General features: G+C 47.8%; 13 protein-coding genes. All 13 read left to right on the forward strand.

All coding sequences use genetic code 11. The features are described 5' to 3' along the window. The first annotated feature begins 347 nt into the window (after nucleotides 1-347). The 13 genes from AB4N42_RS11905 to fcl all read left to right on the forward strand — a co-directional run bounded on the left by AB4N42_RS11905 (nucleotide 348) and on the right by fcl (nucleotide 14,435). Nucleotides 348-1,604, forward strand: a complete 1,257-nt coding sequence (locus AB4N42_RS11905) for a lipopolysaccharide biosynthesis protein (RefSeq protein WP_460116228.1) — start codon at nucleotides 348-350, stop codon at nucleotides 1,602-1,604. A 32-nt stretch (nucleotides 1,605-1,636) separates the two neighbouring features. Beyond that, nucleotides 1,637-2,635: a UDP-N-acetylglucosamine 4,6-dehydratase (inverting) gene (gene pseB / locus AB4N42_RS11910; protein ID WP_198797559.1), complete on the forward strand. Its 999-nt coding sequence runs from the start codon at nucleotides 1,637-1,639 to the stop codon at nucleotides 2,633-2,635. A gap of 3 nt (nucleotides 2,636-2,638) precedes the next feature. Then, nucleotides 2,639-3,799: a UDP-4-amino-4,6-dideoxy-N-acetyl-beta-L-altrosamine transaminase gene (gene pseC / locus AB4N42_RS11915; RefSeq protein ID WP_217860035.1), complete on the forward strand. Its 1,161-nt coding sequence runs from the start codon at nucleotides 2,639-2,641 to the stop codon at nucleotides 3,797-3,799. Then, on the forward strand, nucleotides 3,796-4,497 hold the full coding sequence (pseF, locus tag AB4N42_RS11920) for a pseudaminic acid cytidylyltransferase (protein WP_217860034.1): 702 nt from the start codon (nucleotides 3,796-3,798) through the stop codon (nucleotides 4,495-4,497). The genes pseC and pseF overlap by 4 nt, the downstream gene beginning before the upstream one ends. Continuing rightward, nucleotides 4,494-5,615, forward strand: coding sequence for a UDP-2,4-diacetamido-2,4,6-trideoxy-beta-L-altropyranose hydrolase (gene pseG, locus AB4N42_RS11925; RefSeq protein WP_460116229.1), 1,122 nt, complete (start codon nucleotides 4,494-4,496; stop codon nucleotides 5,613-5,615). The genes pseF and pseG overlap by 4 nt, the downstream gene beginning before the upstream one ends. After that, nucleotides 5,612-6,256: a formyltransferase family protein gene (locus AB4N42_RS11930; protein ID WP_460116230.1), complete on the forward strand. Its 645-nt coding sequence runs from the start codon at nucleotides 5,612-5,614 to the stop codon at nucleotides 6,254-6,256. Before pseG ends, AB4N42_RS11930 begins: the two co-directional genes overlap by 4 nt. After that, complete coding sequence (gene pseI / locus AB4N42_RS11935; protein ID WP_460116231.1) at nucleotides 6,249-7,319, forward strand: pseudaminic acid synthase; 1,071 nt, start codon at nucleotides 6,249-6,251, stop codon at nucleotides 7,317-7,319. Before AB4N42_RS11930 ends, pseI begins: the two co-directional genes overlap by 8 nt. Nucleotides 7,320-7,415: 96 nt before the next feature. Further along, nucleotides 7,416-8,765 (forward strand): capsular polysaccharide export protein, LipB/KpsS family, encoded by a 1,350-nt coding sequence (locus AB4N42_RS11940; protein WP_460116232.1) that lies wholly within the window; start codon nucleotides 7,416-7,418, stop codon nucleotides 8,763-8,765. Between the two features lie 80 nt (nucleotides 8,766-8,845). Next, nucleotides 8,846-10,099, forward strand: a complete 1,254-nt coding sequence (locus tag AB4N42_RS11945; protein WP_460116233.1) for a hypothetical protein — start codon at nucleotides 8,846-8,848, stop codon at nucleotides 10,097-10,099. A gap of 137 nt (nucleotides 10,100-10,236) precedes the next feature. Next, on the forward strand, nucleotides 10,237-11,343 hold the full coding sequence (locus AB4N42_RS11950; RefSeq protein WP_460116234.1) for a glycosyltransferase family 4 protein: 1,107 nt from the start codon (nucleotides 10,237-10,239) through the stop codon (nucleotides 11,341-11,343). Between the two features lie 3 nt (nucleotides 11,344-11,346). Continuing rightward, nucleotides 11,347-12,309: a GDP-mannose 4,6-dehydratase gene (locus AB4N42_RS11955; protein WP_460116235.1), complete on the forward strand. Its 963-nt coding sequence runs from the start codon at nucleotides 11,347-11,349 to the stop codon at nucleotides 12,307-12,309. Nucleotides 12,310-12,333: 24 nt separating this feature from the next. Further along, nucleotides 12,334-13,458, forward strand: coding sequence for a GDP-mannose 4,6-dehydratase (gmd, locus tag AB4N42_RS11960; protein ID WP_460116236.1), 1,125 nt, complete (start codon nucleotides 12,334-12,336; stop codon nucleotides 13,456-13,458). 2 nt (nucleotides 13,459-13,460) lie between these two features. Beyond that, nucleotides 13,461-14,435: a GDP-L-fucose synthase gene (gene fcl, locus AB4N42_RS11965; RefSeq protein WP_460116383.1), complete on the forward strand. Its 975-nt coding sequence runs from the start codon at nucleotides 13,461-13,463 to the stop codon at nucleotides 14,433-14,435. The last annotated feature ends 83 nt before the right edge of the window (nucleotides 14,436-14,518 follow it).

Here is a 14,518-nt window from a genome sequence, read left to right on the forward strand (position 1 = left end):
TTTTTGGGAATTTAATGCTGATTTTCGCTAGCGCGCAGCTAGTCGATAGCCGAGGGGAGGGCGAAGGTTGGATATTGGATGCTAGCGTGCAGGTGGTGTATTTAGTGGCGTCTTGATGGCGTTGTTGAGAGCTTAGACTGTGTTATAAGGCTGGCTTGTTGCAAAAGATGTGTAAGCATTCATGTTGCGCTTCCATTTGGCATGGCCGACAATTATGCACTTGCCCCGAATAATAATCTGACGAGCGTATGGGTTTTGGACCGTGACCGACTAAGCAATCCGTGTTCTGAAGGTCAAGCTAGGCCAGGTTCTCGCCGATTGCCCCGTATATTAACTGATTGAGCTTAATGTCCAATAATCACTTCTTGCAACTGTCCAACGTAGCGATTCGCGGCTTGACGTTAGCCAGCAAATTCTTACTTATCTTTTTTCTTGCCCGATTTCTCGAGCCGGCTGAGCTGGGTATCTATGGCTTGCTGACGGCAACGGTGGGATATTCCTTATATCTCTTGGGTTTCGATTTCTATACCTACAGTACCCGTGAGCTGCTCAAGCGAGGTCGCGAGGAATGGGGTGGGGTGATCAAAGCCCAAGCCGCTTTGACCGTGCTCCTCTACGCGATTTTCCTGCCACTGTTGAGTTTGATCTTTGTTGAAGATCTGTTGCCGATGAGCGTTATCGGTTGGTTTTTTGCGCTGCTGATACTCGAGCATCTTACTCAGGAGCTAGGTCGTTTGTTGGTTGCGGTGTCGGATCAGCTCTATGCCAGTCTCATGCTGTTTTTTCGCTCAGGAGTCTGGGCGGTCCTGGTTACTGGGCTGATGTTTGTCATGCCTGAGGCCCGAGACCTTGACGTCGTATTTGGGGCTTGGGCAGTGGGTGGGGGGATAGCTCTGCTTCTAGGTATTTGCAGAATCAAGCGTATGGGGCTCGACGGATGGCGACAGGAGGTAGATTGGGCTTGGATCATTAAAGGGCTGAAGATAGCCTTTGCGCTCCTGGTTGCGACGTTAGCGATTCGAGGCCTCTTCACGCTGGATCGATACTGGTTTCAAGCATTGGCGGGTATGGAGGTGTTGGGCGCTTATGTCCTGTTTACGGGCATCAGCATGGCGCTAATTTCGTTCCTTGATGCTGGTGTATTTGCGTTTATTTACCCTGATTTGATCAGTTCGTACCAGCGGTCCGATGGCGACGGGTTTCGCCGGAGCTTTCGCAAGCTACTCCTTCAGACTGCGGCCCTTTCAGGGCTTTTTGCGATGGTTGGATTGCTGGCGATAGGTCACCTGTTGGATTGGCTTGGTAAGCCGCTCTATGCTGAACAGCAAGGCTTATTCGTCTGGATCCTGCTGGCTACGGTATTATATGCGCTAGGCATGGTTCCGCATTATGGTTTGTACGCCCAAGGGCGTGACAGGCCTATCATCCATAGCCACATTGCCAGTTTGCTAATATTCGTTCTGGCTACCTGGATTTTCGCGCAGTACCGGCCGCAGCTGGCTGTGCCGCTGGGGTTGTGCATCAGTTTCTTTTTCATCCTGTGTTGGAAGGCTTGGAGTTTCCATCGCCTGACTCCGGCGCCTTATCGTTTATTTCAATCCTGACTTCGGGCAGGAAGCAACCAAGGGACGCGTCAATGTTCACCAATAAGACCATTCTCATTACCGGTGGTACCGGCTCGTTCGGTAACACATTCGTGCCGATGACCCTGGCCAAGTACAACCCGAAGAAGATCATCATCTTCTCCCGTGATGAAATGAAGCAATGGGACATGGCGAAGAAATTCGAAGGCGATAAGCGCGTTCGGTTCTTTATTGGCGATGTTCGCGACAAAGAGCGTCTTTATCGCGCCCTTGATGGCGTTGACTACGTCGTGCACGCAGCTGCTACCAAGATCGTACCGACAGCGGAATACAACCCTTTCGAGTGCATCAAAACCAATATCAACGGCGCCATGAACCTGATCGACGCCTGTATCGATAAGGGCATCAAGCGTGTTGTCGCGTTGTCCACCGACAAGGCCAGTAGCCCGATCAACCTGTACGGTGCTACCAAGTTGGCGTCCGATAAATTATTCGTTGCCGGTAATTCATATGCAGGCGGCCACGAAACTCGCATGGCCGTCGTGCGTTATGGCAACGTCATGGGCTCGCGCGGCTCGGTCATCCCCTTTTTCATGTCCATCAAGGACAAGGGCGAGCTACCGATTACCGATGAGCGCATGACTCGCTTCATGATCTCGCTGGAGGAAGGGGTCGAGTTGGTTTGGCACGCTTTCGAGGATATGGAAGGCGGCGAAATTTACGTAAAAAAAATCCCTTCGATGAAGGTGACGGACCTCGCCCGCGTGGTCGCCCCGGACGCCAAGCAAAAGATCGTCGGCATCCGCCCGGGGGAAAAGCTGCACGAGCAGATGATCAGCGCCGAGGACTCCTATTACACCTACGAATATCCCGAGCATTTCAAGATCCTGCCGGTCATCAACGACTGGGCGACCTGCCCGAAACGTATCAAGGACGGCAAGAAAGTCGCGGAAGGGTTCGTCTACGCCAGTGATAACAATACCGAGTGGATGAGCGACGAGGATCTAGGCAACTGGATCACTGCCAACGAAGCGAAGATCGGGAGTATCTGATCCATGATTCCATACGGTCGCCAGGACATAACCCAAGCCGATATCGACGCGGTTGTCGGTGTACTGCAATCTGATTTCCTCACCCAGGGGCCAATGGTGCCTCGTTTTGAGCAACAGGTTGCTGCCCATGTGGGTGCTAGCCATGCGCTTGCAGTGAATAGCGCTACATCGGCGCTGCATATTGCATGCCTCGCCTTGGGGCTGGGTCCTGGTGATCGTTTATGGACGAGTCCCGTTACGTTCGTAGCTTCTGCGAATTGTGGTTTGTATTGCGGTGCCCAGGTTGATTTCGTTGATATCGATCCTCGAACCTACAACCTTTGCCCCCAAGCGCTGGAGCGCAAGCTGGTAAAGGCTGAGCGAGAGGGTACGCTGCCTAAGGTGGTCGTGCCGGTACACCTCTGTGGCCAGCCCTGCGACATGCAGGCAATCCATAGGCTCGCCAAGCGCTATGGCTTCATGGTGATTGAAGATGCCTCTCATGCCATCGGTGGAAAATACCAAGGCGAGTTCATCGGAAGCGGCAAATATAGCGACATCACCGTATTCAGCTTTCACCCGGTAAAAATCATCACTACCGCGGAAGGCGGGATGGCGTTGACCAATGATGCCGAACTGGCGAACAAGATGGCGCTTTTGCGCAGCCATGGGATTACTCGCGATCCGCAGCAAATGACTCACGAGTCCGACGGCCCTTGGTACTACCAGCAGATCGATCTGGGTTTCAATTACCGAATGACCGAACTGCAGGCGGCCTTGGGCGTCAGCCAGATGGAGCGTCTGGATCAATACATTGCTCGGCGTCACCAATTGGCGGCGCGTTATAACGATCTGCTCGCGGCGTTGCCCGTAACTGTCCCATGGCAACATCCCGACAGTTATTCAGGCCTGCACCTGTACGTGATTCGGCTACAGCTGGACAAGATCAGCAAGAGCCACCGTCAAGTGTTCGAATCCCTGAGGGAGCAGGGGATTGGGGTGAACCTGCATTACATTCCTGTCCATACGCAGCCGTACTACGCACAGATGGGGTTCAAGCCGGAAGATTTCCCGGTAGCCCAGGATTACTATCGCGAAGCTATCAGCATTCCGATGTTCCAGACCATGAGTGATGAACAGCAAGACCAGGTGGTAGCTGCCATTAATCAGGCAGTGAACGCATGAAACTTGCCGTCATTCCTGCCCGGGGCGGCAGCAAGCGAATCCCGCGAAAAAACATCAAGATGTTTTGTGGCAAGCCAATGATCGCTTGGTCAATCGAGGCGGCGCTCGAGAGTGGCTGTTTTGATAAGGTCATTGTGTCTACGGATGACGAAGAGATTGCCGGTGTTGCGCGTGATTGCGGAGCCAGCGTTCCATTCATGCGTCCAGCTGAGTTGGCTGACGACTACACCGGAACAATACCGGTTATTCAGCAAGCAATTGAACGTCTCAGGGCTGATGGGTTTGAAGCCCAGCAGGTTTGCTGCCTTTATGCGACAGCCCCGTTCGTCAGCCCTGAAGATTTGCAGCGAGGTCTGGCGACTCTTGAGCGAACGGGCAGCCAATACGCATTTTCAGTTACCAGCTATGCATTCCCAATTCAGCGAGCGATTCGCCTGACTGAAAACGGAGGTGTGGAAATGTTCCACGCCGAGCACTTCAACACTCGCTCCCAGGATCTGGAGGAGAGCTACCACGACGCCGGGCAATTCTATTGGGGGCTGGCAAGTGCTTGGCTGGCTGGGCATGTGATTTTCAGCCCAGCGTCCAGCGCCGTGGTGCTGCCGCGCCACCGCGTGCAAGACATCGATACCCCAGAAGATTGGGTTCGTGCTGAATGGATGTATAAAGCCTTTCAAGCGGAAAGCGCCAAAGCATGAAAGGCATGACGGTAGTATTCAGGGCAGATGCCTCGCTGCTGATTGGCAGTGGGCATGTTATGCGTTGTCTTACGCTGGCTGAAGCGCTAAAAGCCGTAGGCGCCGAATGTCATTTTATTTGTCGGGAACATCCGGGTAATTTGATTAGTTATATTGAAAGTAAAAGTTTCCCAGTTCACAAGCTGCGGACCGATCTTGAGTTCAGCGAAAAGCAATCAGTGCGCACACCCTCCCCATCCCACGCAGATTGGTTGGGAACTACACAGCTGAAGGATGCAAATGCTAGCAAGCTCATCTTGGAAATGCTAAGGCCGGATTGGCTCGTTGTTGATCATTACTCGTTGGACGAACAGTGGGAAAAAGTAGCAGTTAGGTACAGCCGTAAACTAATGGTGATAGATGACCTAGCGGACCGTGCTCATCTATGCGATCTGTTGCTTGATCAAAACTTAGGGCGACTACCATTAGATTACAAATTTTATGTTCCGTCCGATTGTGAGTTATTAATCGGGCCCAGGTACGCGCTGTTACGAAAAGATTTTGCAGAGCTGCGCAATGAAAGTTTAAGCCGTAGAGCGTCGTCCTCTCTCAAAAATATAATCATAACTATGGGGGGGGTAGATGAAAAAAACGTAACCAGTCGTATTATGCTGGCTTTAAGTGCTTTAAATTTACGCTCAAGTATAAACATCACGGTTGTGATGGGGGGGACTTCGCCTTGGTTGAAAAATGTTAAAGATCTGGCCGCGACGATGCCCTATCCGACAAAAGTTTTGAGTAATATCGATAATATGGCTGAAGTAATGTTGGTCAGTGACTTGGCAATTGGCGCAGCAGGTAGCACATCATGGGAAAGGTGCTGTTTAGGACTACCTTCTCTATTTGTGATTCTCGCTGCTAACCAGATGGGGATCGGCAAGGCGTTGCAAGATAGTGGAAGTGCTATCTCCTTGGGCAGTCCTGAAAGTCCTTCGTTTAATGAGAAAATTACTAACTCAGTCAACGCCTTGCTGCAAGATCCATCGCTCTTGGAGCGACTGAGCGCTGCGGCAGCTACAGTCACAGATGGAGCGGGATGCGCAGCGCTTGTGTCGTGGCTTGGGAAAGCGCAAAAATGAAAATCACTATTTTTTGTAGTTCTGAAACGCATCCCGTCAATCATATGTTGAAATGCTGGTTAGATTTGCATCAGACGCAGCACGATGTGGTTCTGGTCAGAAGTAAGTCTCAGTTAGAGTCGGGCGATATACTTTTTCTTATCTCTTGTGGAGAGATAATTGAGGCTGTCGATCGTAACAAATTTAAAAAAACGCTGGTAATTCATGCAAGCGATTTACCACAGGGGCGGGGATGGAGTCCTCATGTATGGACTATCCTAGAGGGAGCTGATCAACTAGTCGTTACGTTATTAGAGGCGGAAGACAAAGTTGATAGTGGGCGTGTTTGGCGGAAATTAAAGATCGAAGTTCCAAAGCATCTATTATGTCATGAAATCAATGCTCTTCTATTCGAGGCGGAAAGTCAGTTGATGACATTTGCCGTTGAGAATTTTCATTGTGTGCGTCCTGTCGTTCAAGCGGAGGTGGGTTCTTCGTATTACCCAAAGCGCAATCCTGACGATAGTGAATTGGATCCAGAACAAAGCATAAGTAACCAATTCGATTTAATGCGAATCAGCGATCCCGATCGATTCCCTGCTTTTTTTAGAATGCACGGTTTTAAATATAAAGTAAGTTTAGAGAGGGTTGATGATGAATAAATTTATTTCTATCGATGGTCGAAAAATCGGATCTGACTTCCCTCCTTATATAATTGCGGAGATGTCGGCGAATCATAATGGTAATAAAGATTCTGCTTTTAGGATTATTGAAGAGGCAAAAAAATCTGGCGCAGATGCCGTGAAAATTCAAACCTACCGCCCTGATACAATTACACTTAATTCTGATGGACCGGACTTTCAGATTAAGGGCGGTCTATGGGACGGTAAAACACTTTATCAGCTTTACGAATGGGCTCATACGCCTTGGGAATGGCATCGTCCAATGTTTGATTATGCCCGAAAGCTGAATATAACTATGTTTAGCTCGCCGTTTGACTCCACTGCTGTAGATCTATTGGAAGATCTAAATGCACCTGCTTATAAAATAGCCTCTTTTGAGGCTGTTGATTTAGCTTTGATTAAGTACGTGGCCGCTACTGGTAAACCAATGATCATTTCAACAGGGATGGCGGACGCGGATGAAATAGCCGAGGCTGTTGAGGCCGCGCGGGAGGGCGGCTGTGAAGAGTTGGCTATTCTTCACTGTGTTAGTGGTTATCCAGCTCCGGCAGAAGATTATAATCTACGGACGATACCAGACATGATCAACCGCCATGGTTTGGTAACAGGGTTATCCGACCATACGTTAGACAACACAACGGCGATTGCAAGCGTTGCACTGGGGGCGGCGATTATCGAGAAACACTTTACCCTTGATCGCAGCGGCGGCGGTCCTGATGACAGTTTTTCACTCGAGCCTGCGGAGCTTGTAGCGCTCTGTCGGGATAGCAAAACGGCATGGGCGGCTTTAGGCAATATTAATTACGGTCGTAAATCCAGTGAACAAGGGAACGTGCAGTTCAGACGTTCCTTGTATTTTGTTAGAACCCTAAAGAAGGGCGAGGTAATTACGAGCGACAGTATACGTAGCGTTCGCCCCGGTTTTGGCTTGGCTCCAAAATATTTAAGCAGTATTGTCGGAAGAAAAGTTAAGTGTGATATCGAGGCTAACTCTCCTGTGCTTATAAATTTAATTGCAGAGCCTGATAATCGAATAATTTGAAAAGTTTTTGTTGTACTTGTTATGGGGCGTGGAATAACCCAGGCAAGGTTCTTAGATTAAATGACGTCCTTATGGTTGCACGCATAGAGTATAGTAATGAGTAAAAATATTTGCTTCGTGGCCAATCAAAAAAAGACAGTTTTCTTTCGTGGTATCGCTCAGGAGCTGGCCAAGGTCGGGGTCTCAGTATATTGGATAACCGTCAGTGACAAGCTGAAGCGAGAGCTGGAAGTAGAATACGGCGAAGATAAAGTTCTTTTACTAAGCCGAGGGGCATCCGGCGATCCTATCGCAAATTTTAGGCTGAACGAAATTATATTTGGTGATAGGTCTCTAAAAGAGCAACAGGTATGGGCTCATAGTTATTTGAGTGGGGTACAGAAGCCGATATACGATTTTGTAAATAACAATAAGATTGCAAATATTTTTGGTGAGGTTACCTGGGGGCATGAAATGCTCATCCTCAGAATAACAAAAATGTTTCCATCACTTAACTGCCGTTATCTCTCACCACATACGGTACGCATGCCCTCGGGACATTTCGCTTTTTTTAGTGATGAAGAACAGTCGGAACTGACTGCCCGTTCGTCGGGTATGGATTATGAGCATATAAAAATTACTTTGGCTAAGCCTGACTATCTAGGCTTGAATAACCAGCTTGTTAATAAGTATTTTTCTTTGGGTGATAGAATAAAACGTTTGATGAATTTTATAGTCGGGAAAAATCATGAGAGTGATAACCCGGCGATGTTGCATTCAAAGCCCAAAAAGCTAATAAAGCACCTTGCGCGCGAGTTCAATAGAGAATTATATAGAATCGTCAAAAAGCGAGATTTAACTAGCTGCGCAGAGAATGTGCGCTATGTATTGTATCCGTTGCATAAACAACCGGAGGCCTCTGTAGATGTCATTGGTCGTTATTACGACGATCAATATGTCAATATTCTTAATATATGGCGTGCTTTACCGGATGGCTGGCGGTTGTTAGTGAAGGAACACAGCAATGCAATAGGCGACAGGTCTATATTTTTTTATAATAAGGTGACTCGGCTTCACAATGTGTTTTTAATTGGGGAGAATGAGGATAGTCATAAACTAATCAAGAATGCACAGGCGGTGGTCACCGTTTCCGGTACGGCTGCTTATGAGGCAGCCTTACTAGGTGTTCCCTCTTTTACATTTGCCAAGGCTTTTTTTAACGAGCTTGCCCTGTGCCATCACTTGTCCATTGATCAGTTTAAGGTCTCTTCGCTTGGTGAAATAATTGAAACTTCGAAGAAGCACGGAAAAGATAAAATGACTTTATTGGAGTACGAGGATTGGCTGTCGGCTCGGATATTCAAAGGGGTTATTAGCGACCCCGACTCAAACCCTGCATGTATAACACCTGAAAACTTGGCCTGTGTAGCCCGAGGTTTCAAAACGATTATAGACGTTGGGGTTTAGTGGTTGCGGGGCTAAGAGAGTTTATTAACAGTTCCAAACGCGAGCTTTGCTCTGAGGTGATTGATCATGAAACGGTCAAAATGAATAGATCTAAAGAAAGATACGCGATAAAAGGTGTCGCTTTATCTTTGATCGTTATGCTTCTTTTGCCGAACGCGATATATGTTCTATTCGAGACGTCCTCCCTTGCACCGGGATTTATATTGGCCTCTTGGATTGTGTTTTGGCTAAATATTAAGCAGATCAGAATGTTGCATACCAAAACGTTTTTATGGGTTTTGGCGGTTTGCTGTGTTTTGATGTTAAATTCTTTGTATATTTATTATATTATTGGTGACGTTAGAACATTGTCTGCAGTGGCATTTATCGCTGTCTTGCTAACCTCTCCTTTGCTCTCAAGTAGGCTGGCTAAGGCCGAATGGCGCGAGTTGGAGAAATCTTTGATGCTGCTTCTTCATGTTCTAGCTGTCCTTGGTTGGATTGGGCTTGTTTATAAGTTTTTAATTGTCGGTTGGGAGCAGAAAATAAAATACCCTTTCCCTTTTTCTGAGCCAAGTTTTTTTGCGGTGTGTTATGGGATGTTTGCCGTGGGTTATAGCTTTGTTGCTTCCCGAAATTTTGGGCTTTATATGGTTGTAAACATGATTTTATTCTCGTTTCTTTTTCCGAGTCTCACATTTTTGTTATTTGTGGTAATCGTGATAGTTGTGATGATTGTTCGGCTTCAAGCTATTTATTTTTGTTGGGGGGTGTTGATTGCTCCGGTGGTAATTTTAGGTGTGGGTTATTATTTTATTTCAGATGTTGAGTACTTTTCCAGTCGTCTTAGCTTCTCGGGGACGGAGAATATTACAACTTTGGTGTGGCTTCAGGGGTGGGATTTAAGTTACATAAATCTCAATGCAACGGAATGGAGAGGCCTTGGCTTTCAGATGCTAGGGTACGAAGGGACCGAGCTAAGTGATATATCATATAAGCTTGAGGATTTGACAGGTAAGTTTATGAATATTACAAGTGGTGGATTTCTCGCCGCGAAAATAATAAGTGAATTTGGTTTGGTTGGAGTGATGCTCGCAATCCTATATATATTGTTTTTGGTGTGCTTGCTGATAAAGGTTGGTTCAAGCTCTTCGGTTTCGTTGAAAAGCGACGTGACGAAAAAAATAATGGTTCTTCAAGGTTTGGTGTTTGGTTATGTCGTCGAGTTTTTTTTTCGCGGATATGGGTATTTTTCTCCCTGTCTTTACGTCTCATTGGCTGCGCTGATGGCTACATGGCATATAAAATCTGAGAGTCGAGATGATCAGCGATTTTTGCCGCCGAACGAAATTTGATGTTTTTGGAGGCGCTGTTTTTCGGTTGATGTACGGTGTATAAATGGGCGAGATGGGCTAGAGGGACTAGTCAGTTATTTAAAGGGTATTAGTTTTTTATTGCTGTTATTTTATAATCTTGATGTGGAAGAAGATAAATGCGAATCGCTATGGATTATCAGATATTTTGTTTGCAAGCCTATGGTGGTATTTCAAGGTACTTTGTACGTTTGGCTGAGCAGTTCTCTAAAAGTTCCCATGATGTTAAAATTTTCTCTCCGCTACATTGCAACGAATATTTGCAGGGAGTTGATGAGGGCTTAGTAGAGGGGCGGCGTATTGCTAAGTCGGCCTCCAAGTTAATGCGACCTACTATACTATATAATAATTTTGTTGCTAATCGAAAAATTGAAAAATGGCATCCTGATGTCGTGCATGAAACCTACTATTCTGTGTTCGATAAGCGTGGAAGAAATATTCCTGCGGTAGTGACAGTGTATGACATGGTTCACGAGCTTTTTCCCAATGAGTTCTCTAAGTTTGGGAATATTTCAATGCGCAAACGAAAAGCGGTTGAACGAGCCGATCACGTGATTTGTATTTCCGAAAGTACACGGCAGGATCTGATACGACTGTTCGCAGTTGACCCAGGAAAAATTTCAGTCGTGCACCTGGGGTTTGATAATTTTGTAACTGGTTCTCCGTCGACTACCATTTTGAGTCCGGCGCGGCGCCCATATCTACTTTTTGTAGGTAATCGTGGCGGTTACAAAAATTTCTCTGGATTCCTACGAGCTTTTGCAGCGTCCAGTCGACTGAAGGACGAATTTGATATCATAGCGTTCGGAGGGGGAGGGTTCTCCCAAACTGAAAAAGATATGATCAGTGGGTTAGCTATCCACGCGCAGCAGGTCAAGCAAATGGGAGGGTCGGATGTGACGCTGGGGGAGCTCTATCGTAATGCTTCTGTGTTTGTATACCCCTCGTTGTACGAGGGGTTTGGTCTTCCCCCCTTAGAGGCTCTGGCGAATGGCTGTCCTGTTGCGCTAAGCAATACGAGCTCGATGCCTGAGGTTGTAGGCGAGGCAGGTGCCTATTTTGACCCCGCTTCGGTAGAAAATATTTCCACGGTCATTGAGGAACTCGCCTTCTCTCCGTCTCTTGCGCAAACATTGACCGGTATTGGCCAGGAAAGGTTGAAGAGATTTTCCTGGAGTAATTGTGCCGATGATACTCTGGCGGTTTATAGTAAATTGGTGAGGTGAGTTTTGGTATTTGACCAAAAAGTTGCACTGATTTGCGGTGCGAGTGGGCAGGACGGCTCCTACCTAGCGCGTTACCTGCTGAGCAAAAATTATATTGTTTGGGCTACCTCACGAGATGCTCAGGGTGCGTCATTCCAGAACTGGAGGGCACTCGGGATTCCTGAGGGCAGAATTAGGGTTTTATCAATGGTGCCCGAGGATTTTCGGAGCGTCATTATGGCTTTGAAAAAAAGTTCTCCCGACGAAGTCTATTATTTAGCTGGTCAATCGTCGGTCGGGTTATCCTTTGAGCAGCCAGCGGAAACCATCCAAAGCATTACACTGGGGACACTCAATATGCTGGAGGCCTGCCGTATGACCGAACGACCTGTGCGTATGTATCACGCAGGGTCCAGTGAGTGTTTCGGTGATACATTAGGAGCGGCTGCTTCAGAACTAACGCCGTTACAGCCTTCCAGTCCGTACGCAGTTGCTAAGGCATCCGCATACTGGTTGGTCGATAATTATCGAAAAGCATATAACCTGTATGCTTGCACCGGGATTCTATTCAATCACGAATCGCCGTTGAGACCCACTCGTTTCGTAACCCAGAAGATTATATCAACTGCCAAGCGTATTGCTTCTGGTTCTTCTGAGAAGCTGCGGTTGGGTCGTATGGATATTTCCCGTGACTGGGGATGGGCGCCCGAGTACGTGGAGGCAATGTGGTTGATGCTGCAACAGGATGAGCCTGAGGATTATGTAATAGCGACTGGGCATACAGCAACATTGGAGGAGTTTGTTCAAGAGGCCTTCAGCTGTCTTGGGCTCAGTTGGGAGTCTCATGTAGTGGTTGACGAGGAGTTTTTTCGTCCCACCGACCTCTTGGTTAGTCGCGCTGATACATCCAAAGCGCGTAAAAAATTAGGGTGGGATGCTACTTTTAAAATGCCGGATGTTGTTAGAGGCATGTTGAAAGGCATTTGATTAACTCGATATGGAGAATTTAGAATGACTGCTAAGAAAGCGCTTATTACTGGTGTTACTGGACAAGACGGCTCTTATCTTGCCGAGCTGCTCTTGGAGAAAGGTTACGAGGTTCACGGCATCAAACGTAGGGCCTCTTCATTCAATACCCAACGCGTGGACCATATTTACCAAGATCCGCATGTAAATAACCGTAATTTTGTTCTCCATTACGGCGATTTGAGCGATTCGTCTAACCTCACTCGAATCATCCAAGAAGTACAGCCGGATGAAGTATACAACCTCGGAGCACAATCACACGTCGCAGTCAGTTTCGAGTCTCCTGAATATACGGCTGATGTAGACGCGATGGGTACGCTGAGAATTCTCGAAGCTATTCGGTTGTTAGGGTTGGAAAAGAAGACGCGCTTTTATCAGGCTTCAACCTCTGAATTGTATGGCCTCGTTCAGGAAACTCCTCAGAAGGAAACGACGCCTTTCTACCCGCGTTCTCCATACGCTGTTGCTAAGCTCTACGCTTATTGGATTACGGTCAATTATCGTGAAGCTTACGGTATGTACGCATGTAACGGAATTTTGTTTAATCATGAATCGCCGCGCCGTGGCGAGACTTTCGTAACGCGCAAGATCACACGAGCTTTAGCAAATATATCTCAAGGGCTGGAGCAGTGCCTGTTTCTGGGCAACATGGATGCACTTCGTGACTGGGGACATGCCAAAGACTACGTACGTATGCAATGGATGATGTTGCAGCAGGAGAAGCCAGAAGATTACGTTATCGCTACTGGTGTCCAGTATTCCGTGCGCGAGTTCGTGCGTTGGTCTGCAGCTGAGCTGGGGATTACGTTGCGTTTCGAAGGCGAAGGTGTGGAGGAGCGGGCGTTAGTGGAGCGGATTGACGGTGAGCTCGCGCCTGCACTAAATATTGGAGATGTGGTCGTTCGTGTGGACCCGCGTTATTTCCGACCTGCTGAGGTTGAAACCCTATTAGGGGACCCAAGCAAAGCCAAGAAAAATCTGGGGTGGGTCCCGGAAATCACCGTACAGCAAATGTGTGCAGAAATGGTTCGTGAGGACCTCAAGGCGGCTCGGCGTCATGCATTGCTCAAACAACACGGCCATGATGTTCCCGTCGCTTTGGAGAACTAATGATGTCACGCGAACAAAACCAGACTATTTTCGTGGCAGGCCATCGAGGCATGGTGGGGTCCGCCATCGTACGTCGCCTTCAGGCTCTTGGCTACCGCTCCATTTTATGTGCCAGTCGTGATGAACTGGATTTGCTAAATCAACAGGCGGTGTTTGATTTTTTCGCGGAAAATCGAATTGATCAAGTATATCTAGCAGCAGCCAAAGTGGGGGGTATTCATGCCAATAATACGCTCCCCGCAGATTTCATATATGAAAATCTCATGGTTCAGGCAAATGTGATCCAGGCTGCGCATCATTCAGATGTCCAACGCTTGCTGTTCCTAGGATCCTCGTGCATTTATCCTAAGCAGGCGACCCAGCCAATGAAGGAGGAGACCTTGCTCACGGGAATTTTAGAGCCAACTAATGAGCCATATGCGGTAGCAAAAATTGCTGGGATAAAACTGTGCGAGAGCTACAATCGTCAATATGGCCGTGATTATCGTAGCGTAATGCCAACCAATCTCTATGGGCCGCATGATAATTATCATCAGAGCAATAGCCATGTAATTCCGGCCTTGCTACGTCGTTTTCATGAGGCGGTGCAAGCCAACCAAGAAGAAGTTGTTATTTGGGGAAGTGGTAACCCGATGCGCGAATTTTTACATGTCGATGACATGGCCGCGGCATGCGTACATGTGATGGAACTTGACGAGGCAACTTATCAGGCCAACACTCGGCCTATGCTGTCGCATATTAATGTTGGAACTGGTAAAGACTGTACCATACGCGAACTCGCGCAAACTATTGCGAAGGTCACAGGCTTCAACGGGTTGTTATCTTTTGATGCAAGCAAGCCTGATGGTACCCCACGTAAGCTCTTGGATGTGTCTCGTCTCCGAGCGTTGGGCTGGCAGGCAACGATTGATCTGGAGGAAGGGCTAAGCGATGCGTACCAGTGGTTCGTAGAGCATCAGCTAGAGGTCAGGAATTGACGGCTGTTAGGCCGGTTTATGGAAATTGCCCTATTTAGCCTTGGATAATAAGCCAGCAGCACTTCGACAGCGGGCCCTAAAGG

The organism is Pseudomonas sp. H2_D02, assembly GCF_054677635.1.

Coding starts and splice junctions, on each gene's coding strand:
- AB4N42_RS11905 (WP_460116228.1), top strand. CDS start 348: ATGTCCAATAATCACTTCTTGCAACTGTCCAACGTAGCGATTCGCGGC.
- pseB (WP_198797559.1), top strand. CDS start 1,637: ATGTTCACCAATAAGACCATTCTCATTACCGGTGGTACCGGCTCGTTC.
- pseC (WP_217860035.1), top strand. CDS start 2,639: ATGATTCCATACGGTCGCCAGGACATAACCCAAGCCGATATCGACGCG.
- pseF (WP_217860034.1), top strand. CDS start 3,796: ATGAAACTTGCCGTCATTCCTGCCCGGGGCGGCAGCAAGCGAATCCCG.
- pseG (WP_460116229.1), top strand. CDS start 4,494: ATGAAAGGCATGACGGTAGTATTCAGGGCAGATGCCTCGCTGCTGATT.
- AB4N42_RS11930 (WP_460116230.1), top strand. CDS start 5,612: ATGAAAATCACTATTTTTTGTAGTTCTGAAACGCATCCCGTCAATCAT.
- pseI (WP_460116231.1), top strand. CDS start 6,249: ATGAATAAATTTATTTCTATCGATGGTCGAAAAATCGGATCTGACTTC.
- AB4N42_RS11940 (WP_460116232.1), top strand. CDS start 7,416: ATGAGTAAAAATATTTGCTTCGTGGCCAATCAAAAAAAGACAGTTTTC.
- AB4N42_RS11945 (WP_460116233.1), top strand. CDS start 8,846: ATGAATAGATCTAAAGAAAGATACGCGATAAAAGGTGTCGCTTTATCT.
- AB4N42_RS11950 (WP_460116234.1), top strand. CDS start 10,237: ATGCGAATCGCTATGGATTATCAGATATTTTGTTTGCAAGCCTATGGT.
- gmd (WP_460116236.1), top strand. CDS start 12,334: ATGACTGCTAAGAAAGCGCTTATTACTGGTGTTACTGGACAAGACGGC.
- fcl (WP_460116383.1), top strand. CDS start 13,461: ATGTCACGCGAACAAAACCAGACTATTTTCGTGGCAGGCCATCGAGGC.